This is a genomic window from Terribium retamae (assembly GCF_022347545.1).
Lineage (GTDB): Bacteria > Pseudomonadota > Alphaproteobacteria > Rhizobiales > Rhizobiaceae > Mesorhizobium > Mesorhizobium retamae.
Window position 1 is genome coordinate 38,531 of the sequence record NZ_JAKREW010000028.1, and the last position, 22,870, is coordinate 61,400.

The following is a 22,870-nucleotide window of genomic DNA, read 5'->3' on the forward strand; positions in this document are numbered from 1 at the left end:
TTCGGAAAAGATCATGCCCCAACAAAGAGTTCAGCAACCACAGGAGGAGACTGAAAAATGTACCATGGCGATATTTCGAGCAGCAACGACACCGTCGGTGTTGCCGTCGTCAACTACAAGATGCCGCGGCTGCATACACGCGAAGAAGTGCTCGCCAATGCCCGCAAGATCGCCGAGATGGTGGAAGGCATGAAGCGTGGCCTGCCCGGCATGGATCTGGTGATTTTCCCGGAATATTCCACGCACGGCATCATGTACGACCAGAAGGAAATGTACGAGACCGCCTCCGCCATTCCAGGCGAGGAGACCAAGATCTTCGCCGAAGCATGCAAGAAGGCGCGTGTCTGGGGCGTGTTCTCGCTGACCGGAGAGCGCCATGAGGAGCACCCCAACAAGGCGCCCTACAACACGCTGATCCTGATGAACGACAAGGGCGAGATCGTGCAGAAGTATCGCAAGATCATGCCCTGGGTACCGATCGAAGGCTGGTATCCTGGCGACTGCACCTATGTCTCCGACGGTCCCAAGGGCCTGAAGATCTCGCTGATCATCTGCGACGATGGCAACTATCCCGAGATCTGGCGCGACTGCGCCATGCGCGGCGCCGAGCTGATCATCCGCTGCCAGGGCTATATGTACCCGGCTAAAGAACAGCAGGTGCTGATCTCGAAATCCATGGCCTGGGCCAACAATGTCTATGTCGCGGTCGCCAATGCGTCCGGCTTCGACGGCGTTTATTCCTATTTCGGTCATTCGGCGATCATCGGCTTCGACGGCCGCACGCTCGGCGAATGCGGCACCGAGGAGAACGGCATCCAGTATGCCCAGCTGTCGACCTCGCTGCTGCGCGACGCGCGCCGCAACATGCAGTCGCAGAACCACCTCTTCAAGCTGCTGCACCGCGGTTACACCGGCCTGATCAACTCCGGTGACGACACTCGCGGCCACGCCGTGTGCCCGTACAACTTCTACCATCAGTGGATCACCGATCCGGAAGGCACGCGCGAGAAGGTCGAGGCGATGACCCGTCAGACGGTCGGCACGCCGGAAAGCCCGATCGAAGGCATCCCGAACAAGGTGGCGGCGCACCGCTGAACGGCGCGGCCACCAAAGTGTCGCGGCAGGCGAGGGGCCGCGACACGTTTGGCCCAGGTTTCCGATTCACGCTTCTTCGCTCGCGGTGGCTTTGCCGTGGGCTCGCTCTGCCAGGGCTCGGGAAAGCAAGCGGGCGGGCGGAACTGACAGGCAATTGCATCGAGGTTGGAAATGCACAGCACCAGCGGCGCCAAATCGGCTCACGATCCTGCGCTCGACGATTTCAGGATCGACCGGGAACCCTATTACCGCTCCGTCGGGCACGAGGTCGCACTGTTCCAGGCCGCCTATGGCGCGCGCATGCCGGTAATGCTCAAGGGGCCGACCGGCTGCGGGAAGACCCGCTTCGTCGAACACATGGCCTGGCGGCTCAAGCGTCCGCTGGTCACCGTGTCCTGCCATGAGGACATGACCGCCTCCGACCTGGTCGGTCGCTACCTGCTCGATGCGGACGGCACCGTCTGGCATGACGGCCCGCTGACTTTAGCCGTGCGCTCCGGCGCTATCTGCTACCTCGACGAGATCGTCGAGGCCAGGCAAGACACCACTGTCGTCATCCACTCGCTGACCGACGACCGCCGCATCCTGCCGCTGGAAAAGAAGAACGAGGTCTTGAAGGCGCATCCCGATTTCCAGCTCGTCATCTCCTACAATCCCGGCTACCAGAGCGTACTCAAGGACTTGAAGGAATCGACCAAGCAGCGTTTCGCGGCCATCGCCTTCACCTATCCGGATGCCGCGATCGAAGCCGAGATCGTGGCCTCGGAAGCCGGCGTCGAGCGGCCCGTTGCCGAAACGCTGGTGCGCATCGCGCAGCGCTCGCGCAATCTGAAAGGGCATGGGCTGGAAGAGGGCGCCTCGACGCGCATGCTGATCAATGCCGGTCAGCTCGTCGCCGGCGGCATCGCGCTCGACCAGGCCTGCGAGGTGGCACTGGTGCTGCCGATCACCGACGATACCGACATGCGCGACGCCCTCACCGCCGCGATCGCCGCCTGTCTCTGACGGCGATGACCGCTGAGCACAAGACGGTCAGGGCGATGCATCCGGGCGAAACCATCCGGTCTGCTTTCCCGGGGGATCTCTACGAATCCTGGGACGACGTCTGCCGTCGTCTTGCGGGTGCCGGTTATGGCAATGTCGTCACCGACAGCTATCTGAGGCACTCGCCCGAACTCGCGCGCCTGGCTTCGCCACAGGCGGCAATCGTCCTGGCGACGATCGTGTCCGGCCTTGCGATCAGGGCTGGCCGCCGCGCAGCAGCGGTGGCACCGGTCGCCGCGATCGTCGCGGCAAAACGCTATAACGATGCCGCCTCGCTGCAGGAGTGGCTGCGGCTGATCGAGCAGGTTGGCGATCAGGCGCCGGAATCGGCAGGCGCCCTGCTCGACCAGACCGCCAGCCTCACCGCACGCCTGGACGTGCACGCGCTGGCGTCCTGGATCAGGATTGGCCTGCGTTCGAACAATGGCGAGCCGGAGCGGCGCCTGCGCTTCTTCACGCTGGAAGACCCCAATGCGCGGCGCTGGCTGCTGCGCGAAAGCGGCGAGGTCGGCTTCCTCGACCTCGAAGCGCGACTGAAACCCTATCTGACCGCCCTGTGGGGCGAGACGCCGCCGATGCGCGAGACGCCGGCCAACGCGCCGGAACAGGCCAGGCGACGACCGGGTTTCGACGGCAGCGTCGTCAGGTTGCCCGCCGCCTATCCGGGCTTCTCCGGCAGCGACAGCGAAAAACTCTACCGCGCCGCCGTTGCCCATATCGGCGCCCACCTCAAATTCTCCCACGAACGCTTTCCGGTTGGTGGTTTGAAGCCGGCCCAGATCGCGCTGGTGTCGCTGATCGAGGACGCCAGGGTGGAGCACCTGGCTATGCGCGAATTGCCCGGCCTTGCGCGCCTGTTCACGCCTTTCCATGCGGCCGAACCCTCCGGCACCGCCACCGCACCCGGCCTGTTCGCGCGGCTGGCCCGGGCGCTCGCCGATCCGGGCTACGACGATCCCGATCCCTGGGTGCAGAAGGGCCGTCGCGCCTTCTTCGAAGCCGAAGCAGACTGGGCCAGCCAGCAGATCAGCCGCCGCATCGGCGACCTGCTCGGCAACGATCTCGGCCAGATGCGCGTGCAGTTCGACCCGAAGAACTATGTCGTGCAGCCGCCCTACCGCGATGACAATCTCGGCCTTTGGGATTTCGGCGACGACGACCAGCAGCAATCGTCCGAGGCCGAGCAGGTGCTGTCTTCGGCGCGCATCCGCGAGGAGCTGGACGACAGCCGTCCGCCCGACCGTACTGAAACCGAAATGGGTGACGCCGGCGGGTGCGTCGAGCTGATCGAGCAGGCGCAGGACGGTGTGCTCGTCGCCCGATATCCAGAATACGACTATGTCGCTGCGCGCGAGCAGCCGGAATGGACATCGGTCAAGGAATACGCGCCGAAAGCCGTCGCCAGCGGTCCGGCCGCGCGGCTTGTCGAAGAGCATGCCGATCTCGTCGCGCGGGTGAAGGCACTTATCCGCTCCGCTCGCGTCAGCCGCGCCGAGCGCCTGCGTCGCCAGCCGGAAGGCGAGTTCCTCGACATGGACGCCTGCATCGAGGCGATGGTTGCCCGCCGCATCGGCGAGGCCCCCGACCATCGCCTTCACGGACGTTATGAGCGGCGCAGCCGCGACCTATCGGTACTCCTGCTGCTCGACATCTCGCAGTCGACGGCAGAAAAGGTGCGTGGCTCGACGCGGACGGTGCTGGATGTCGAGCGTCAGTCGGCCGCCCTGCTGGCAAGGGCCATGGCGGGACTGGGCGATCCCTTCGCCATCGCTGCCTTCTGCTCCGACAAGCGTGACGACGTGCGTTATGTCCGCATCAAGGATTTCAACCAGACTTATGATGATCTCGTCGACGCCCGGCTCGACGGCCTCGAAAGCGGGCTCTCTACCCGCATCGGCGCGGCCATGCGCCATGCCGGAGCCGACCTTGCCTGCGAACGCAGTTACCGCCGCCTGCTGCTGGTTGTCACCGACGGGGAACCCTCCGACATCGACATCGAGGATCGCCAATATCTGGTCGAGGATGCCCGCAAGGCGGTGCATCACCTCAACCTTTTCGGCATCGACACGTTTTGTGTCGGGCTGGACTCCAACGCCGATTCCTATCTCGGCCGCATCTTCGGCCAGCGCAACGCCATCACCATCGCGGCGGTCGAGCGGCTGACCGATCTTTTGCCGAAGCTCTATCTGACGCTGAGCCGATGACGGAAATGCAGCATGCAGGATTTGGGGCTCAAGGCGCCAGTAAAGGGGCCGTCGCTTAAGCCCCGAGCAATCGAAGCAGAGGGGGAACGAGAGCGATGCACCATACGGAAACGGCCGCCATAGCGGCGCGGTTGCTGGGCCTGCGCCAGCTGCGCAATGTCACCCAGATGGAGTTGGCCACTCATATCGGCGTTTCCTACCAGCAGTTGCAGAAATACGAACGGGGCCGCAACCGTATCTCGCCGGCGATGCTGCAGCGTTGTGCCGAATATCTCAGCGTGCCGATCGACTATTTTTCTCCGAGCATGCCCGAAGCCCGGGCGGCAATGGTGCCAGCCGCAACATGGAAATCGCCGGGCTCGACCCGGCGGATCGGAAGATGTGGCGGGAATTCTCGGCGCTGCCGTCAAACCTGCAGGACTCGATCCGTTCACTGGTGGCCGGCATTCATGATGTGCAGCTGGGAAAAAAGGGAATTGACGAACGAAAGGCGGCACGTCCCGCACGGTTGGCCAGACGCACGCGAGCCGTCGCTGCCGCCCAGACGGGGCTGACGGATTTTCCGGTTGCCGGGACCATGCATCCCCGCAACCGGTGAGCGCCCTACGAGCGCTGCTTCTTCTTGCGCCAGGGCGCGCCGACTTCCCAGTCACCGGCCATGATGCAGCCATAAGGCAGCACCTCGTCGACGATCTCGGCGAGACCGTAATGTTCGATCTGCCGACGCACCGCCGCAGCGTTCTTGTACGCGCTGGGCAGTTCGGAAATGTCGGTCACGCCGCAGAAGAAACGGGTGTCGATGCCCTTTGTCTCTTCAGCGAAGATCTCTTCATTCGTTCGTCCCGCCTTCTGCTTGCGGTGCTGCGTGCGCGAAAAGTTGCGCCCGGCACCGTGTGGCGAGAAGCCCAGACCGTTCGGGGCGTTCTTTCCGCGCGCGATCAACACCGGCTCCGCCATGTTGAGCGGGATCAGTGTCAGGTCCGTCGCGTCATCGGCCCAGTTGTCGAAGGCCGGCGTCGCACCCTTGCCGTGGTAGAACAGTCCGTCGGAGCGCCTGAAGACGAAGTTGTGCTCGTTCCAGAACCGATCCGCGACCTTGGCCGACAGGCGTTCCGCGGCCATTTCGTGGATCAGTTCGTGGTTCGCCTTCGTCCAGGCGCGGATTGTCTGCAAGGCATCCCAATAGTCCTCACCCTCGCTTGTATCGGCTGGGATCCAGGCGTTCTGTGGCAGCGTTTCGGGCGAGAGCTGCTTGCGGTAGCTCTCGGCGATCTTCATGCCCTTGCTGTAGAGCCTGGCGCCCGGCGCCCGCGATCCGTGATGGGTCACCAGCGCCGTTTCTCCCGTCGACTTGATCGTGCCGACGAAGGCGAAATGGTTACCGTCTCCCTGCGTGCCGAAATGCTCGATGGCGGCGCTCATCACGTCGCGCAGCAACAGGTTGCCGTCGATGCGCTCCGCGACATCCTTCGGAGGCCGCATCTGCTGGCCGCGCGGCCGGCCACCCGGGCCAAAATGCGTCACGGCATGGACGGCATCGAGCAGCGCGGCTGGCGCAACACCTGGAAAGGTCGAGATCGCCATCGAGCAGCAGATGTCGGCCGAATGCATGCCTGGGTGGATGGCTTCCGAGATCGCCACGCCGCCGACTGGGATCGTGCCGGATGGGCCGGCGGGACACGCATCGGGCATGATCGCGCCGGCCTTGATGACAGGCGTGCGCATCAGCTCCGTCATGCTCCGGCTCACCGCCTCGACATTGGCGGCTTCCTCGGGCGTTTCCGCTTCGATGTTCACGTGGAAAGGCACCGAACCGGCAGGATGCGGGGCAATCACCGGCGGCGGCGCGAAACCCTGCGCCACCTGCATCGCCTGATCCATCGAGCCGCCGCCTTCGAGCACGGCATTGGCGGCGGCCAGCGCCTTGCCGAACCACTTGCCCTGCGCCAGCCCGGCGTCTATCAGATCCTGTCCACTCAATACCTCAACCATAACCACATTCCCTTCAAGAGAGCGGAAACGCTCTAAGCTTTTGTTTTAGCATCATTTTTGTAACGCCAAGTGATTCTACTTGGCTACAAAATGCTCTAGATCGTGATGGCCGAATAGCGGCCAGGATCGGCAAGACTTGTTCCGCCACTTCGCAGACGTTGCGAAGGAAGGACACGAACCTTCACGTCTTTCGACACCTGCCTGCGCAGGTTGCGTCTACCTGTAGTCTGGCCTGCATCCGCCATTCGGCCGGAAGACAATTCGGCGGAATCCGCCGGGCGGATTCGAACCGCCAGTCCCAATCTAGTCCTGCATTCATTCGTCTTCCCCGCGAACACGGCGACAAGATTTGCGAGACGGTACTGAGCTACTTTTCCGGAAGAACCCGAAAGGGGTGGATTGAACACCCGACCTCCCGCCTTTCTCAAGGCAGGCGCTCTATCCCTGTAGTCCCGCAGGCATTCGCCGCACCGGCGACGAGATCGGCAAGACCGTTTCTGCTGCGCCACTCCGCCCGAAGGCGAAGGGATGATTTGAACATCCGACCTCCCGTCTTGCGACGGGCGCGCTACCTGTAGTCCTGCCAGCATTCGCCGGCTATTCGTTGTCGCAGCGACAAGGGTGGACGAAACTCCGGGATCCCGCTCGTGCCAGAGAGCGCCTGCCAGGCGAGGAGTCGAACCTCGCGGATTGCCCCGATCGGTGCTGTAGTTCCGTCCGGCATTCGCCGCGGCAAATCTTGGTCGTGGCGGCAAGGGGTGATGAAACATTTTTCCCGCCTGATCACTCGGCCACACGCTCTGCATGAGCATGACAGGATTTGAACCTGCGTAAGGAGCACCTGAAGCTGTAGTTTCACCGGCATCCGCCACGTCGTTGTCTTCTTTCTGTGTACCTTTCAGAGTCGAGGGTCATGACGACAAGAATGATGAAACGTCGCCGGTCCGTTCGGATCGGCACCTGCTCTAACCGCTGAGCTACGGACCCGTATCTGGTGGATCCGGCGGGATTCGAACCCGCGACCTGGAGGTAACAGCCTGTAGTTCCATCGGCATTCGTCATGCCTGTTCAATATCACCGCTGGTGATCCCGGCGGGTCATCCGCCGGGATCGTCGTTGGAGCGTTTCCATTTTTCATGGAAACGCGAATACACTCTAACTCTTGACGCAATTCCGTACGGAAAACCGCTACACACTCTTCCTGGAATTGCTCTAAAGTTCGGTCGCCTCGATGCGGCGGACCCAATGGTCCGGATCGCCCTTCGAAGAGAGCATCGTCCCGACCACCTCGAAGACCCGGTCGGAGAAACCGCCGACATTCAGGATGTCGGCTCCCGGCTTGGCCTGCACCGTGGTGTAGGGCTGGATGTCGATGCAGACCAGCTTCGCCCCAGGATTCAACGCCTTGAGCTTGCGCCATTCCTGCATCGTCGCCGTTCCCTGATGCGGATAGGAGGTTCCATCCACCCAGGACTGGTTGTCCGACACGAACACCATGAGGTCGACCTTGGCGCGCTCCTTGACGAGGCGGGCAAGCGGAGCCGAACAATTGGTTCCACCTCCGCCGACCGCGGCAAGCTTCTGCGCATTGGTCATCACCGAGTCGCGCGCGTTGAGTCGGACGTCCACCACATCGTTCTCGAACGGTAGCACCTTAGCCGTCGGGTTGCGCCGTAGCAGGGCCGCCGCCACCAGGGCAGCCACGTCGATGCAGCGCACGACCGAGGTCGACCCCTTGCGGTGGCCTGTAACGGGTGAGCTCATCGAGCCCGACACGTCCGGCGCCACCACAACATGGCCGTTCACCTCGGGCACGTTGCCGAGCGCGACTTCCATCGCATCCTGCAATGCATCGCGCACGACATTCGGTACCCCGGCATCGACACTGTTGAACGCAACCATCAGCTGGTAAGGGAAGACGCGGGCGCGCTTCACTTCCGCTGGGTCACGCAGCCGCGCCGCCAGCTTCTCGGCGAAACCTTCCACCTCGAACACGCCGTTGCGCGCAAAGGTGTTGAGGTTCTGCCGCAGCATCTGCCATCCGGCCGTCTCCGCGATCTGCACCCAATGCGCCTTCGTCAGCGGCATCGAGGTCAGCATCTGGAACGGCACTTCGGGCACCGGCAACGACGGATCGCGCTTGAAGGCCTCGAAGGCCTTCACCAGATCCGGCAGCGCCAGCACGTCGTGCGGCTTGCCGATGAGGTAGCCGTAAAGCGCCGCACGCGAGGCCGAAACCGGCTTCGGATGCATCATCTTCACGACATCCGCCAGCGACGGGTCGTTCCCGACGGCTGCCCGCATGATCTCGAGGTCCGAGGCACGCTCGAGCCAGTTGAGCACGAGCCGCCTCGGCCGCGTTCCAAGCGACTTGCGTCCGACCGTTCCCGAGCGCATGACCTGCACGAAATTGCGCAGCATGCGCCCGTTTTTCACGATCCGCACGAAGGCACGTTCGAAGGCGTCGCCCTGCATCATGGAGAGCACGGCCAGCAGCAGCGCCGGCATGTCCTTCATGTAGCCGGTTTCGTAGGCATGCACGGCAGTCTTCGCCAGGAATTCCGGCTCGACCTGCCAGGCCAGCTTCAGCACTTCATCCAGCTGCTCCCGCGGCTCTGCATAGAAGGTCGCGTTCATCGTTCCTGTCGATGCCAACTGCGCCAGAGCCTGGTGCGGTGTCAGAGCATAGGCCTGGGCACCTGCCTGGTTCATGGCGTCAGCGCGCGGGAGCAGCTTTCCCTGGATCGTCGCAAACACGGATTTGTTTGCCATTGTTCTCGTTCCTTCTGTTCACGCCATCTACATTCCAAGTTGCGTGCCAACCTGCGTGCTATGAGCCGACCGGAGAGAAGATTTTTTATAACCTGCTGATTTTGCTGACATAAAAAAATTGCATCGGGTTTAATGCTAAGCTGGCGTGATTGAGTTGGTTCTCGGTTCCTGATATTGTCAGATAACAGGTTAGATTTTTGGATAAGAGATGCGTCGTCGGGTCGTTATCGGTTTTCTTGGAACCACGCTGGATATGGGACGAGGGGGACGCTGGCAGCGGTGGCGACCGACGGTGGCTCTATGCCAGCAACCCGAACTCTTCATCGACCGGCTCGAACTGATCCATGGTTCTGGATCGGCAGCGGGGCTGGCCGCACAGGTGACGGCCGATATTAACGAGATATCGCCTGCAACCGAGGTGCGCTCGCATGTGATCGACTTTAAGGATCCCTGGGACTTCAGCGAGGTCTACACCAGCCTGCACGCATTTGCCCGCGGCTATGCGTTCGATCCGGACCGCGAGGACTATCTCGTCAACATCACCACGGGCACGCATGTCGCCCAGATCTGCTGGTTCTTGCTCACCGAAGCCCATTTCATTCCGGCGCGACTTCTGCAGCTCTCGCCGCCCAAAGACCGCGGCGAGAGCGGCAATGTCGCGGGCAGCTATTCGATCATCGATCTCGACCTGTCACGTTACGATGCCATAGCCACACGGTTCGCGGCAGAACGTGAGGAGGCGACGTCTTTCCTGAAATCGGGCATCGCTACGCGCAACCCATCCTTCAATTCCATGATCGACCAAATCGAGAAGGTGGCGATCCGTTCGCGAGCGCCGGTTTTGCTGACTGGCCCTACGGGAGCCGGCAAGTCGCAGCTTGCCAAGCGCATCTACGAGCTCAAGAAAGCCCAGCACCAGGTCAGCGGCGCTTTCATTGAGGTCAATTGCGCAACGCTGCGCGGTGACCAGGCGATGTCCACCTTGTTTGGCCATGTGAAGGGCGCCTTCACCGGTGCGCAGGCCGCCCGCGCCGGTTTGATGAAGGCAGCCGACAAGGGTGTCCTCTTCCTTGACGAGATCGGAGAACTTGGCGCCGACGAGCAGGCGATGTGCTTGCGGGCTATCGAGGAGAAACGCTTTCTCCCGGTCGGTGCCGACCAGGACGTCGCCTCGGATTTCCAGCTGCTTGCGGGGACCAACAGAGACCTCGCAATCGCAGTCAACGAAGGTCGCTTTCGGGAAGATTTGTTTGCGCGGCTCAATCTGTGGACGTTCAGGCTTCCTGCCCTAAAAGACCGTCGCGAGGATATCGAGCCGAACCTCGACTTCGAATTGAAGCGGTTTTCTGAGCTTGAGGGGCAGAGCGTGTCCTTCAACAAGGAGGCTCGCAACCTCTATCTGGCTTTCGCCATGGCGCCGGATGCAGCCTGGCGTGCGAACTTCCGCGACCTGTCCGCATCGGTAACCCGCATGGCGACGCTCGCGCCGGAAGGGCGCATCAATGAAGAGACCGTGCGCGACGAGATCGGCCGCCTCAGGCAGATATGGGCGCCCGCCGAAACCGATGCGGCGCCGGGCAAGTCGCTGCTGGCGATACTCGGCGCAGACCGCGTTGAAGCAATCGACCCGTTCGATCGCACGCAACTGGCCAATGTGATCGATGTCTGCCGCGAAAGCGGCTCGATAAGCGCTGCAGGACGGAAGCTTTTTGCCGTTTCCCGCCTTCAGAAGAAGAGCGGCAACGATGCGGACCGCTTACGCAAATATCTCATACGGTTCGGGCTGACATTCGAGGAGCTGACCTCAGCCCCGGTTTGAACACGCCACCCTGCCGGGCACAGCATTCAAGTTCCATTTCTGCATTGAAGCGGGTGCCGGCTTCGTCTATGAAGCCGTTGACCGGCCCCGGCGGGCTGGTTCGTTTTCTGGATCTTGCGATCCCGGAAGCACCCGTAGCTCAGCTGGATAGAGTACTGCCCTCCGAAGGCAGGGGTCACAGGTTCGAATCCTGTCGGGTGCGCCAACCAATGTCTCGCCGTCGAAAGAACCCAATCGCGATCCATGAAGCTGCAGACCCTGGCGGCGGTGGAGCGCGACCGATCGCCCCTCCATCCCCAGCCGGATGAACGTCAAGTGCCGGCAAGTTGTGTTAAGTTGGGTAAAATCCAGTCGCACGCGCGCACTTGTGCCTTATGGGTGGCCGGCATGAATGACGGACGGAGTGCAATGAGCAAGGTCCTCCTCATCGACGACGATGTCGAGCTGACGACGCTGCTGCAGGAATACCTAACCGAAGAAGGGTATGACGTCGCGACGGGCACGGATGGCGGTGCTGCGATTGCTGCTGCTGCGCGCAACTCGGTCGATCTGATCGTGCTCGATATCATGATGCCTCGCATGAACGGCATCGAGGTCCTGCAACGGATCAGGAAACTCAGCCAGATTCCCGTGCTGATGCTGACGGCGAGGGGTGATGACATCGACCGGATATCAGGCCTGAACCTCGGTGCGGACGATTATGTGACGAAACCCTGCTCGCCAGGAGAACTCGCGGCCAGGGTGCGCGCGATTCTTCGTCGTGCCAACCAGCCTGCGGCCGGTTCCCCTGCCGAGACAATACGCGCCGGCCGGCTCGCGGTTCATCCAGGCAACAGGACAGCCGAATGGGACGGACAGCCGCTGGACCTTACCGGCACCGAGTTCAGCCTGCTCGAAGTCCTCGCCCGCAATGCCGGCCAGCTGGTATCGAAGCAGGACATTTCGAAACGGGCTTTCGGGAAGCCACTGGCCCCGTTCGATCGGCGCATCGATGTCCACATCAGCAGCGTGCGTCAGAAGCTCGGCCTCAGGGAAGAAGGACAGTCACGGATAAAGTCTGTCCGCGGCCAAGGCTACCAGCTTCTTTTGGACTGACATGCCCCGGCTGTTTACGAAGTTCTTCCTGATAACCTGGCTAACGCTCGTCGCCGTAGCGATCATAATCCTGACGCTCAATTTCTATCAGACGCTCCCTTCCGCTTCGAAACTGGAACGTCAGAAGCGGGAAGTCGTCCTCGACCTGACGGAAAAACTGCTTGCCAAGGACGGTGAGGATGCGGCTCGGCGCTTTGCCCGCACAAGCGAGGATACGGTACCGGTCGGCCTCACGATCTCCAGGACAACGGAGCCCGGCGCATGTATCGACACGAGCGAGGCGGAGACCAGAATCGTTCTGAAGGACGGGATTTGCTACCGGATTTCCGCGCCGCAGCCATACACGGTCATTCCCGCCACGTTCGGTCGTTTCCTGCCGGCAGTGGGTATCCTGATTTCGAGTGCGATATCGGCCGCTGCACTCGCCCTCTATCTCATTCGCCCGGTTGTGCACCTGCGCGATGGTTTGAGCGCTCTCGCCCAAGGTCGTTTCGACGTCCGCATCGGGCATAAGATGGCGGGTCGGAAGGACGAGGTCTCCGCGCTCGCTCACGATTTCGATTCCAGCGCCGCGCGGTTGCAGGACCTCCAGGATACGCAGCAGAGACTTTTCCACGACGTGTCCCATGAATTGCGCTCTCCATTGTCCCGTCTGCAGGCCGTCGGCGGCGTGCTGCGGCAAAATCCGGCGAAGCTCGATGCCATGCTGGATCGCATGGACCGGGAGGTCGAGCGGCTCGATACGCTGGTCGGCGAAGTGCTCACGCTCGCCAGGCTGACAGCCGGTTCCCGCCTTCCGCTGAAGACACAGACGCTGGACGTCATCGATCTCCTCAACGAAATCCTGGCCGATGCAGCCTTCGAAGCCCAGGCGCGCAATGTTTCGATCACTCCCATTGTCGACGACAGCTTCCTTGCCGAGGTCGAGGGTGAGCTGATCTATCGCGCGCTGGAAAACATCATCCGCAACGCCGTCAAATACACCGCCGAACATTCGCACATCACCGTGCAATGCGAGACGAAGGGTGACCTTCTCAAAGTATGCGTTGCGGATCAGGGGCCGGGCGTCAGGCGAGACGAAGTTGAGCGGATTTTCCAGCCATTCTCCCGCGGGAGCGACGCGGCTCCGAGCGGCGGCTACGGCCTTGGCCTTGCGATCGCCAGACAGGCCATCGAGCGCCATGGCGGGCGGGTCTGTGCGTCGCTGCCGCACACCGGCGGATTGACTGTCACATTGGAGATCCCCCGGCAGCCGGCGACGCGCCCGCCTGCGAACGCATAGAGCATTTTAGAGCCAGGTGGAATCATTTGGCGTTACAAAAATGCAACGAAAACAGAAACTTAGAGCGTTTCCGCGTTCCGTCAAAACGGGAACGCTCTAGGCCTGATCGTAAGTTTTACCGAACTTTGCACTGTCTTTACCGCCATTAACGCTGGCGTCGCTACGGCTGGACCGGGAGCCCGGTTTCCAGTGCGAAAGTGAACCAATGTCGGTGACTATGATGGCGTTTCAGCAGGGCAAGAGGGTGCGGTTCCTCTGGCTGGCCGTCCCGCTGCTTCTGACGCCCATCCTGTTCTCTCAGAGCGCGTGGTCGCCGCAGACCCTTCCCCGCCACGTCATAGAGTTTGTGGGATCGGCCCTCATCATCCTATGTGTCGCCGGGCGGTGCTGGGCATCGTTATACATAGGCGGGCGCAAGAATCGGGAGCTCATTGCCAACGGCCCTTATCGCTACACCCGCAATCCGCTGTATTTCTTTTCTTCGCTGGGACTGGCCGGCATCGGACTTGCGTTCGGCTCGCTCACGATAGCGGTTGTCTATTTCTTGTTCGGATATCTGGTATTCGCTTATGTCTCCGCCCGCGAAGCGATTTCTTTGGACGGGCTCTTCGGCGAAGCCTACTGGAAATATTGCCGGCAGGTGCCGGCCTTCTTTCCACGTTTCAGGCCAGGCGCCGGCACACACCAAATGTCCGCGACGTTCAATCCGGTTGCGCTGAAGCGCACTGCCATCGACAGTTCTTGCTTTCTTCTCGCGATCCCTGCGTCCGACTTCATCCAGGCGCTGCAGTTTGCGGGGCTCATCAGGCCTATGTTGCGGCTTTTTTGACAGCCGAGTTGCCTGTCCTGCCGGCCAATCGCTCCGCTGCCGTTGGGCGGCGGCGCCACGCTTGGCGCTTTGCGGCAATCGGCAAAGCCTGATCGTGACTTTTACCGAACTTTACACGGCCCTTACCGCCCTTAACGCCGGGGTCGGTAAAAGCCTGATCCATCATCCCGGTTCACAGGGCGGACAATGACCTTGAAGCTCCGACGACTTGAAAAGCAGCCGCGAGCAGCGCTCAGCGTCGCCCTGTTCTGGTGTCTGTCCGCATGCACAAGTGTGCCCTTGCCCGAGGGAACGTCCCTCAGTTCCTACGCCGGAATGAGCCCATCGGGCGGAACCCTCACAAAAGCAAAATTGCGTTTGGATTCCACGCCGGTGCTGGCAGCAAAGACGGTGCGCATCGTGCCGACCTCGACGCGAATCGGCAGCCATGGTTTCAATGCCCGAGATCTCGCGCTGGTCAGCAACGCGATCGACCGGGCGATCTGCACCAACCTTAGCGACCGTTTCCAGATTGTGCCTCCGAGCCAGCCGGCAGACCTCGTCATCCACGCAACGGTCACCGACATCGTTGCGACCAATCGTCTGGCCGCCGCGGGCTCCATCGCAGCGTCGCTCGGCGCCTCCGTGGCAGATCTCGGAGTTCCGATTCCGCGCCTTCCGATCGGCCTTGGCGGGCTGGCCATCGAGGCGGAAGCGCTCGATAAGGATGGTTTGCAGAAGGCCGCCATGGTCTGGTCGCGTGGTGCCAACATGATCACGACAAAGGCTCGGATATCCACTGTCGGAGATGCGTATTCCCTCTCCTCCACGTTCGCCGCAGATTTCAGCCGCATGCTCGTCAAGGGCAAGGATCCGTTCAAGGGAATACCGGCTATCCCGTCGATGCAAAAATTGCGGGTTTCGCTCGGTGGCAATCCGAAATACGACGCCTGCAGGGTTTTCGGGAGGGCTCCCGGCATTCCGGGAATGGTCGCTGCCCGATTTGGCCTGCCGCCAACCTGGGTCGACAAAGGCGCCGTAGCCTCCCGATAGCGACAGACAATAGATCTCGTCACAAATCGTGAGTGCGGCCGCCGAGCGCCGCGCCATCACTTCCTCTCATTCCAGCCCGTTTTCGGAAGGGACTGTTAACCATCGGTTCCTATGTCTCAGGAGGCATTCAAATCGGCGAGTCTCCAGTATGGCATCCATGCGTTTTTCTCGGGCAAATCTGACGGCTGTTGCGTCTGAGGAGGATGAGCAGCCTCGCCACCAGGTCGCGCCGAATGCGGTCGACTTCGCCGGCCGCATCGCTGGCCGCAGTGGCACCGAACACACATATATGAAACCCAAGAGCGACGGCGCGGTGTTTCCCAATTTCGGCGGCGACGGCGAATTCGCGCGCCCGGAATGGCAGGATTATTTCTTCCTGGCGCCCAATGTTCGCTTCACGCGCACCCCCGATCGCGAGGTCAAGAAGATCAAGGACGGCGAGCAAGGGGAGCCGGTGCAGCCCGTGCAGTCGCTCGAGCGGCCCGTCATCCCCACGCCTCAGCCATCAAGACCCGCCATGGCTGCCAGGCCGGCCCAGGCAACCGTGCCGTCTCAGCAGCCGCACCCCGCCAGTGGTGCCGTCGAAAGCAAGCAAGCCGCCCCCACTCCACCGGCTGCCGTGACCTGCACGGCTGTGTCTCATCAACCGGCAGCGAAAGCCGCCGCGCCCGCGGCCAGAACACGCTGGTCCTATCTCTCCGACCACGCCTTCTTTGAGTTCGCCTCCGGATTCGTGCCGCAGTCCGCCCCGGTGGCATCCGCTCAGGCACAGGCGGCCTCTGTATCCCCCAAGGCAGCAGCGCCTGTCTCTGCTCCCCGCCGGGCCGAGCCCCGGCCGGTCGTCACCCCTGACGCGACATCTCTCTACAGGGTCATCGAGGTTTCGGCTTCCATGCAGATGACCTCGACCGAAACGGTCAGGACCGTCGTGCCGGCCGTGGCGGAGACGGTCGCCACAGCAGCCGTTGAAGCCCCGGTCGTCGCGACCACACCGGTCAACCGGCCCGTCGCTGCAAACGATGCAGCACCAGCCGTTCCCTCGCGCACGGTCGAGATCACCATGCCGGCGCCGCGCCAGTCGCTGCCCATGGTCGGCAGGATGGCTGAGGTTGAGCCGGGCGACTACGAGCTGCCGTCGGAGGAGCTGCTGCAGCTGCCCCCGGAAGGGCAGGGCTTCTACATGTCGCAGGAGCGGCTGGAGCAGAATGCCGATCTTCTCGAAAGCGTGCTTGAGGATTTCGGCGTCAAGGGCGAGATCATCCATGTCCGTCCGGGGCCGGTCGTCACGCTTTATGAGTTCGAACCGGCGCCGGGCGTGAAATCCTCGCGTGTCATCGGGCTGGCCGACGACATCGCTCGTTCCATGTCGGCAATCTCGGCTCGTGTCGCCGTCATTCCGGGCCGCAATGTCATCGGCATCGAATTGCCGAATGAGACCCGCGAAACCGTCTATTTCCGCGAACTGATCGAATCCGACGGTTTCCAGAATACGGCCTGCAAGCTGGCGCTTTGCCTGGGCAAGACCATCGGCGGCGAGCCCGTCATCGCCGAACTTGCCAAGATGCCGCATCTGCTCGTCGCCGGCACCACCGGCTCGGGCAAGTCGGTGGCCATCAACACCATGATCCTGTCGCTGCTCTACCGGCTGAAGCCAGAAGAATGCCGCCTCATCATGGTCGATCCGAAGATGCTGGAACTGTCGATCTATGACGGCATCCCGCACCTTCTGACGCCAGTCGTCACCGATCCCAAGAAGGCGGTCACCGCGCTGAAATGGGCAGTGCGCGAAATGGAGGACCGCTATCGCAAGATGGCTCGGCTCGGCGTGCGCAACATCGACGGCTACAACCAGCGCGCCGCTGTCGCCCGCGACAAGGGCGAGGTCGTGGTCATGCAGGTGCAGACCGGCTTCGAGAAAGGCAGCGGCGCGCCGCTGTTCGAGGACCAGGAGATTGACCTGGCGCCGATGCCCTACATCGTCGTCATCGTCGACGAGATGGCCGACCTGATGATGGTCGCCGGCAAGGAGATCGAGGGCGCCATCCAGCGTCTTGCCCAGATGGCGCGTGCCGCCGGCATCCATTTGATCATGGCCACGCAGCGCCCCTCGGTTGACGTCATCACCGGCACCATCAAGGCCAATTTCCCGACCCGCATCTCCTTCCAGGTGACATCGAAGATCGACAGTCGCACCATTCTCGGCGAACAGGGTGCCGAACAATTGCTCGGCCAGGGCGACATGCTGCACATGGCCGGCGGCGGCCGCATTGCCCGCGTGCACGGTCCATTCGTCTCCGACGCCGAAGTCGAGCACGTCGTCAATCACCTCAAGTCCCAGGGACGTCCTGAATATCTCGAGACGGTCACCGCCGACGAAGAGGAAGAGCTGCCCGAAGTCGACGACAGCCCGGTGTTCGACAAGAGCGGCATGGGCGCCGAGGATGGCGACAACCTCTATGACGAGGCGGTCAAGGTGGTGCTGCGCGACAAGAAGTGCTCGACCTCCTACATCCAGCGCCGGCTCGGCATCGGCTATAACCGTGCCGCCTCGATCGTCGAGCGCATGGAGAAGGAAGGCATTGTCGGCGAGCCCAACCATGTCGGCAAGCGCGAGATCATTCGCTAGAGCATTTTGTAGCCAAGTGGAATCACTTGGCGTTACAAAAAATGCGACAAAAAACAAAAGCTTAGAGCGTTTCCGCGTTTCCGTGAAAAACGGAAACGCTCTAGCTGGAATCTGCCACCAAAGGACGCGCTCCATCTGGGCCACGCGTCCGCGGTGGTGGATGCCGTGCGGCGGTCGATGCGGGCAACCTGAACGGGGTTTGAGTCCGGCGCTCCGTCGTCGGGGGACGCTTAGCTGTCCGCGATCAGCTTCTTGATCTCCAGGCCGCTGGATTGCCGCCTGGCCGAGTCGAGCTGCTTGTCGGCGATACGCAGCAATTCGGTGACGGTCGTGGCGTCCTCGAACGAAATGCCGCCGACCTGCACGGCCAGTTCGATCGCCTTGCCCTGCGGGGCAAAATAGACTTTGCCGACTTCACCGCGAATGCGCTCGCCGACCTCTAGGGCGTCTTCCTCACTCGCATGGTGCAGGAAAACGCCGAACTCGGTCTCACCCAGCCGGCCGACAAAATCTTCCTTGCGCACTGATGACCGAATGGTGGTGGCAATCGACCTCAGCGCTTCATTGGCCCATTCGAAGCCGTACTGCTCGGCGGTGGATCTCAACTGGCCGGCATCGACCACCAGCAAGGCGCCTTGCGGGCGCGTTTTCCCCATCGGTGCGCGCACGCGCCGGTCCACAAGCGAGGAGAACACATCGGCATGATAGAGATCCGTCGTTCTGTCATGGCTGGCCGAATGGGTCAGTTCCTTCCTCAGCCGGCGAATCTCTTCCATCTTCAGGCTAAGCAGCGTGAAGACGGGCACCCCTATGACGATGGGGATAGCCAGCGACGTGATAACCGTCCGCTGGAAGCTGGAGAAGGAACCGAACAGCAGCAGGTAGCTGAAGATCGCCGAGACGCCGATGCAGATGGCCGTGCCGATCAGGACCAGTTTTGCAACCGGTCGCCAGTCAACCGGATAGCGGCTTTTAGGATCTTCGTTCGCCAACTGTCATTCTCCATGCCAACGTTATGTGAATAAACCACAATGCGTTCAGCCTTGGTTTCGAAAACCGCTCATATTGAAGACAATTTTCAACTTAGTTCCTACAGATTCTAGAAGCCGTCTCGATCAACATATGTTGCAGCTTCTCAGCATGCCGGCCCGTTAATGTGATCTGAATTTGCGAAGACCTTATGTCGGCCAAATATCACGGGAGCTTGTTCCAAGCTGAGACGTGTCAAGACGAAACTTGCCAAGGCAAGGCAACTTTAATTGGGTGTATGTGCCTTTTTTACTACATGAAGAAAGATTCGGGGTCAGTAACGAATATTCTTCCATTTGAACGCCCTCAAGCTTGTCGACTCTTACAATTTTTTGGATATTGCCGGATACTGTACAATCTCCGCGGGGTCGCAGGAGAGTGTTGGGCGAGTTAGGGCTGGGGGAAATGGCTTCAAGAAAATTGGCGCATCTGCGCCTGTACGCAGCAGTGCTGTTGACGGCTACAACCTTGACGGGAGGGGCCGCAAATGCGCTGTCCCTGAAGGAAGCCATCGCCGTCGCAGTCGAATCCAACCCGGAGATCGGGCAAGCGATTGAAAATCGCGAAGCCATCGAATTCGAACTCAGGCAAGCCAAGGGCCTCTATCTGCCGAGCGTCGATCTCGAAGCTTCAACCGGTGCGCGCCGGCTGGACAATCCCTCGCGCCGGACGCTCGCCATCGAAAACGACACGCTCTATCCGTCCGAAGCCGGCGTGACGGTGAGCCAGAAGCTGTTCGACAGCGGCGCACGCCGCGCGGAAGTCGACCGTCAGGCCTCTCGCGTCGACGGTGCCTCCTTCCGCGTGCTGGAGCGCTCCGAGTTCATCGCCCTGTCGGTCGTGCAGGACTATCTCGAATACATGCTTCAAGGCTCCATCGTTAACGAAGCAAAGAGGAACCTTTCCTTCCATCAGGGCATCCTGGGCGACATTCGCGAAAGCGTTTCCGGTGGTGCCTTGACCGATGCCGACCGCCAGCAGGCCGAGGAACGCGTGCTTTCGGCAAAGGCGCGGCTTCAGGAGGCCTCCGAAGAGCTGGAAGCCGCGAAGATCCGTTTCTTCAAGACGGTCGGCAAACCTCTGACCAATCCAAGCAAGCCGCCATCCGTCGCCAAGGCGCTGCCTCGCTCGCTCGACGAAGCGATCGGCCTTGCCAGGCAGAACAATCCGCGCATCCATATGGCCAACAGCGACATCGACGCCGCGAGTGCGCTGGTGGATGCGGCCCGCGCCAAATACGGCCCGGAAATCATCGCCGAAGGTTCGGCTCGCGCCGGACAGGACATTGACGGTGCCGATGGACGCACCGACGACCTGCAGGCCCGGCTGGTGATGCGCTGGAATCTCTATCGCGGCGGCATCGACAAGGCCAATGAGCAGGAACAGATCCGCCGCGCCAGTGAGCAGCGGCTGGCTCTCCACCAGGCCCATCGCGAGATCGAGGAAGCCGTGCGCACCTCGTGGGACCGCCGCTTCAAGCAGGCAGATCTCGCAAAGACCCTGCGCCAGCAGGCGGCCGCCAACGAGCGGCTGGTCGGCTCCTACCGCGAACAGTTCAAGGTCGGCCAACGCTCGCTGCTCGATGTGCTCGATGCGCAGAACACGCGCTTCAACACCGCGACGCTGGCGGATACGGCGATCTACGCCTCGCTCTTTGCCGAATACCGTCTCCTGGCGGCGACCGGACAGCTGTTGCGCAACCAGGGCATAAGCCCGCCGAAGCAGGCTGCAGCCTATGCGCGGGCCGAGTTCAACGTGCCGCAGACTGCGGATGTCGAAACCTATGCGCGCACGCCTTCGGAACAGGCAAACGATCTGCCGCTGGATATACTCGCACCCGTACGCAAGAAGAAATAAGCTCGGGCCGCGAACAGTAAGAGCCGGTTGAGCGTCTCGTGAACCAGCAACCTCAACTTCGTTCGCCGGGAACTGGCTTCAGAAGCTGCTTCTCGGCGGTCGCTGCCTTTCTTGGCCGGCCAAGCGCCGAAACGGTGCTTTTTGCCGGGGTGCCGCTTTCGGACACGCGCATAAACATCGATGAAATCCGGCACTTGGCCGAACGCATCGGCCTGGACGTCAAGGACTTCGACGGGCGCGATTTCCGCGCCGGGCGGGTCGATCTTCCCGCCATCCTGTTCAGGGCCAACCGGCCGCCTATCGCGCTGCTGTCGGAAGACGGCGCCGACGGCTACCTGACGGCGCCGCAGGAAAACGGGCAGGTCGTCGTCGACAGGGCCGAACTCGAGCGAGAAGCCATCATCGGCGGCGCGTCTTTTTCGATCATCTATGCCAATGCCGCCGAAAACATGAATGTCGGCAACGCCCAGAGGATCGAGCGGCGACATTGGTTGACGGGAACGATGGGGGCGTTCTGGCGCTCCTACACCAAGGTGATCCTGGCGGCGGTCTTCATCAACCTGCTCGCCCTTGCCTCGCCGATCTTCACCATGAACGTGTACGACCGCATCTTGCCCAACAAGGCGGTCTCGACCTTGTGGGTGCTGGCGCTCGGCGTTGGTCTGGTGGTGCTCTTCGACCTGTTGCTGAAGACGGCCCGCGCATCTTTGATCGACTATGCCGGCCGCAAGGCCGACCTGCGCATCTCCTATATGCTGTTCGACAAGGTGTTGAATTCCTCCCTGGTGGCCAGGCCAGGATCCACCGGCGAATACGCAAACAGGGTTACGCAGTATGAATTCGCGCGCGAGTTCTTTACCTCCAATACCATCAGCGTGTTCATCGACACTGCGTTCGTCTTCATCTTCCTGATCGTCATCTATGCCATTGGCGGCTGGCTGGTGATCATCCCTGCCATCGCCTTCGTCATCACCATCGCGGTCGGCCTCGTCACGCAGCGCCGCATCGCCAAATGCGTGGCGGCATCGCTGAACGAATCCTCGCAGCGCCAGGCGCTGCTGGTCGAGTCGATCTCCACCCTGGAAACGATCAAGTCGCTGCGTGCGGAAGCCTATCTGCTGCGCAAATGGAGCGAGCATTCCAAGAATGCCGCCAACACGTCGGAAAAGATCAAGCAACTGTCGGCAGCAGCCGGCAACATCACCCAGGCCGTGCAGCAATTGGTGACGGTCGCCCTGGTGGTGGCCGGAGCCTATGCCTTCGCCGAAGGCCATGTCTCCACCGGTGCGATCATCGGCACGGTGATGCTGGCCGGGCGTGCGGTTGCGCCGCTTGGGCAGATCGCCATCACGCTGGCGCGTTTCCGGCAGGCGACGCTTGCGCTCAAGATCGTCAACGGCATCATGGCGCAGCCGGAGGACAGGCCGGATACGGTGGGTTTCGTCAACCGGCCGATCCGCAATGGGGCGCTGGTGTTCCGCAATGTCGGCTTCGCCTATCCGGGATCCGATGCCGAAGTTCTCAACGGCCTCAGCTTCAACATCAAGCCGGGGGAACGGGTCGGCATCATCGGCCGCATCGGCTCGGGCAAGACGACGCTCGGTCGCCTGATCGGCCGGCTTTTCCTGCCGACATCCGGTGAACTGCTGTTCGACGGCATCGACGTGCGGCAATATCATCCATCCGAAGTCCGCGCCGCCGTCGGCATAGTGGCGCAGGCGGGTGATCTGTTCTCGGGAACGATCAAGGAGAATCTCCTGATGGCACGGCCCGATGCCACCGACGAGGAGATCATCGATGCGGCCAAGGCCGCCGGCGTCGATGAGTTCGTGTCGCGCCATCCGCGCGGCTACGACATGAATGTCGGTGAGCGCGGCACCAATCTTTCCGGCGGCCAGCGGCAGGCGGTGGCCATCGCGCGTCTGCTTTTGGGCAAGCCGAAGATCGTTTTCCTGGATGAACCGTCCGGCTCAATGGACCTGGCTTCGGAGCGGCAATTGATCCGCCAGTTGAAGGTGGCTTTCGGTTCGGACACGACTCTGATCGTCTCGACGCATCGTTTCAGCATGCTTGAGCTGGTCGATCGCCTGATGGTCATCGACCAGGGCAAGATCGTCGCGGACGGACCGAAAGATCAGGTGATACAGGCGCTGCAGAAATCCGGGCGCGGCGCGTGATGCAAGGCACCGGTATT

Annotated in this window: 15 protein-coding genes, 1 tRNA gene and 1 pseudogene; 14 read left to right on the forward strand and 3 right to left on the reverse strand. The window is 61.8% G+C overall.

Annotated elements, in window-relative coordinates; translation table 11 throughout:
* Positions 1 to 57 precede the first annotated feature (57 nt).
* The 5 genes and pseudogenes from L4923_RS22090 (at position 58) to L4923_RS22105 (ending at position 4,941) form a co-directional block, all read left to right on the forward strand.
* Positions 58 to 1,095, forward strand: coding sequence for an aliphatic amidase (locus tag L4923_RS22090; protein WP_239369174.1), 1,038 nt, complete (start codon positions 58 to 60; stop codon positions 1,093 to 1,095).
* Positions 1,096 to 1,266: 171 nt separating this feature from the next.
* Positions 1,267 to 2,100, forward strand: a complete 834-nt coding sequence (locus L4923_RS22095) for a CbbQ/NirQ/NorQ/GpvN family protein (protein WP_239369176.1) — start codon at positions 1,267 to 1,269, stop codon at positions 2,098 to 2,100.
* Between the two features lie 5 nt (positions 2,101 to 2,105).
* Positions 2,106 to 4,343, forward strand: coding sequence for a nitric oxide reductase activation protein NorD (locus L4923_RS22100; RefSeq protein WP_239369178.1), 2,238 nt, complete (start codon positions 2,106 to 2,108; stop codon positions 4,341 to 4,343).
* A 95-nt stretch (positions 4,344 to 4,438) separates the two neighbouring features.
* Positions 4,439 to 4,627: pseudogene (locus L4923_RS31230) on the forward strand (helix-turn-helix domain-containing protein); the annotation flags it as partial.
* Between the two features lie 59 nt (positions 4,628 to 4,686).
* Entirely contained in the window at positions 4,687 to 4,941 is a 255-nt protein-coding gene (locus L4923_RS22105) for a hypothetical protein (RefSeq protein ID WP_239369180.1), read from the forward strand.
* A 5-nt stretch (positions 4,942 to 4,946) separates the two neighbouring features.
* On the opposite strand, the gene L4923_RS22110 is transcribed toward L4923_RS22105, so the two are convergent.
* Entirely contained in the window at positions 4,947 to 6,335 is a 1,389-nt protein-coding gene (locus L4923_RS22110) for an RtcB family protein (protein WP_239369182.1), read from the reverse strand.
* Between the two features lie 1,212 nt (positions 6,336 to 7,547).
* Positions 7,548 to 9,107: a vWA domain-containing protein gene (locus L4923_RS22115; RefSeq protein ID WP_239369184.1), complete on the reverse strand. Its 1,560-nt coding sequence runs from the start codon at positions 9,105 to 9,107 to the stop codon at positions 7,548 to 7,550.
* Positions 9,108 to 9,315: 208 nt separating this feature from the next.
* Between L4923_RS22115 and rtcR the strand changes: the two genes are divergently transcribed.
* The 7 genes from rtcR (at position 9,316) to L4923_RS22150 (ending at position 17,790) form a co-directional block, all read left to right on the forward strand.
* The gene (gene rtcR / locus L4923_RS22120) at positions 9,316 to 10,926 is read left to right on the forward strand and encodes an RNA repair transcriptional activator RtcR (RefSeq protein WP_239369186.1); all 1,611 of its coding nucleotides are present in this window, start codon (positions 9,316 to 9,318) and stop codon (positions 10,924 to 10,926) included.
* A 128-nt stretch (positions 10,927 to 11,054) separates the two neighbouring features.
* A tRNA-Arg gene (locus L4923_RS22125) sits at positions 11,055 to 11,131 on the forward strand.
* A gap of 203 nt (positions 11,132 to 11,334) precedes the next feature.
* Positions 11,335 to 12,021: a response regulator gene (locus tag L4923_RS22130; protein ID WP_239369188.1), complete on the forward strand. Its 687-nt coding sequence runs from the start codon at positions 11,335 to 11,337 to the stop codon at positions 12,019 to 12,021.
* Position 12,022: 1 nt separating this feature from the next.
* Positions 12,023 to 13,303 carry a HAMP domain-containing sensor histidine kinase gene (locus tag L4923_RS22135; protein WP_239369190.1) on the forward strand — a complete coding sequence of 427 codons (1,281 nt, stop codon included), beginning with the start codon at positions 12,023 to 12,025 and terminating at the stop codon, positions 13,301 to 13,303.
* A 205-nt stretch (positions 13,304 to 13,508) separates the two neighbouring features.
* Entirely contained in the window at positions 13,509 to 14,132 is a 624-nt protein-coding gene (locus L4923_RS22140; RefSeq protein WP_239369192.1) for a methyltransferase family protein, read from the forward strand.
* A 186-nt stretch (positions 14,133 to 14,318) separates the two neighbouring features.
* Positions 14,319 to 15,164, forward strand: a complete 846-nt coding sequence (locus tag L4923_RS22145) for a DUF3313 domain-containing protein (RefSeq protein ID WP_275448525.1) — start codon at positions 14,319 to 14,321, stop codon at positions 15,162 to 15,164.
* Between the two features lie 148 nt (positions 15,165 to 15,312).
* Positions 15,313 to 17,790, forward strand: a complete 2,478-nt coding sequence (locus L4923_RS22150) for a DNA translocase FtsK (RefSeq protein WP_425530989.1) — start codon at positions 15,313 to 15,315, stop codon at positions 17,788 to 17,790.
* Positions 17,791 to 18,020: 230 nt separating this feature from the next.
* Here L4923_RS22150 and L4923_RS22155 read toward each other — a convergent pair whose 3' ends face one another.
* Positions 18,021 to 18,782 carry a GGDEF domain-containing protein gene (locus L4923_RS22155; protein ID WP_239369196.1) on the reverse strand — a complete coding sequence of 254 codons (762 nt, stop codon included), beginning with the start codon at positions 18,780 to 18,782 and terminating at the stop codon, positions 18,021 to 18,023.
* Positions 18,783 to 19,224: 442 nt separating this feature from the next.
* Between L4923_RS22155 and L4923_RS22160 the strand changes: the two genes are divergently transcribed.
* Positions 19,225 to 20,676 (forward strand): TolC family outer membrane protein, encoded by a 1,452-nt coding sequence (locus tag L4923_RS22160; RefSeq protein WP_239369198.1) that lies wholly within the window; start codon positions 19,225 to 19,227, stop codon positions 20,674 to 20,676.
* 38 nt (positions 20,677 to 20,714) lie between these two features.
* Positions 20,715 to 22,853 (forward strand): type I secretion system permease/ATPase, encoded by a 2,139-nt coding sequence (locus tag L4923_RS22165; RefSeq protein WP_239369200.1) that lies wholly within the window; start codon positions 20,715 to 20,717, stop codon positions 22,851 to 22,853.
* Positions 22,854 to 22,870: the final 17 nt, after the last annotated feature.

Bases quoted from the DNA above. Each gene is read 5' to 3' on its own strand.
- L4923_RS22140 (WP_239369192.1), top strand. From the start codon at position 13,509: ATGTCGGTGACTATGATGGCGTTTCAGCAGGGCAAGAGGGTGCGGTTC.
- L4923_RS22145 (WP_275448525.1), top strand. From the start codon at position 14,319: ATGACCTTGAAGCTCCGACGACTTGAAAAGCAGCCGCGAGCAGCGCTC.
- L4923_RS22115 (WP_239369184.1), bottom strand. From the start codon at position 9,107: ATGGCAAACAAATCCGTGTTTGCGACGATCCAGGGAAAGCTGCTCCCG.
- rtcR (WP_239369186.1), top strand. From the start codon at position 9,316: ATGCGTCGTCGGGTCGTTATCGGTTTTCTTGGAACCACGCTGGATATG.
- L4923_RS22105 (WP_239369180.1), top strand. From the start codon at position 4,687: ATGGAAATCGCCGGGCTCGACCCGGCGGATCGGAAGATGTGGCGGGAA.
- L4923_RS22135 (WP_239369190.1), top strand. From the start codon at position 12,023: ATGCCCCGGCTGTTTACGAAGTTCTTCCTGATAACCTGGCTAACGCTC.
- L4923_RS22110 (WP_239369182.1), bottom strand. From the start codon at position 6,335: ATGGTTGAGGTATTGAGTGGACAGGATCTGATAGACGCCGGGCTGGCG.
- L4923_RS22160 (WP_239369198.1), top strand. From the start codon at position 19,225: ATGGCTTCAAGAAAATTGGCGCATCTGCGCCTGTACGCAGCAGTGCTG.
- L4923_RS22090 (WP_239369174.1), top strand. From the start codon at position 58: ATGTACCATGGCGATATTTCGAGCAGCAACGACACCGTCGGTGTTGCC.
- L4923_RS22150 (WP_425530989.1), top strand. From the start codon at position 15,313: ATGGCATCCATGCGTTTTTCTCGGGCAAATCTGACGGCTGTTGCGTCT.
- L4923_RS22095 (WP_239369176.1), top strand. From the start codon at position 1,267: ATGCACAGCACCAGCGGCGCCAAATCGGCTCACGATCCTGCGCTCGAC.
- L4923_RS22100 (WP_239369178.1), top strand. From the start codon at position 2,106: ATGACCGCTGAGCACAAGACGGTCAGGGCGATGCATCCGGGCGAAACC.
- L4923_RS22130 (WP_239369188.1), top strand. From the start codon at position 11,335: ATGAGCAAGGTCCTCCTCATCGACGACGATGTCGAGCTGACGACGCTG.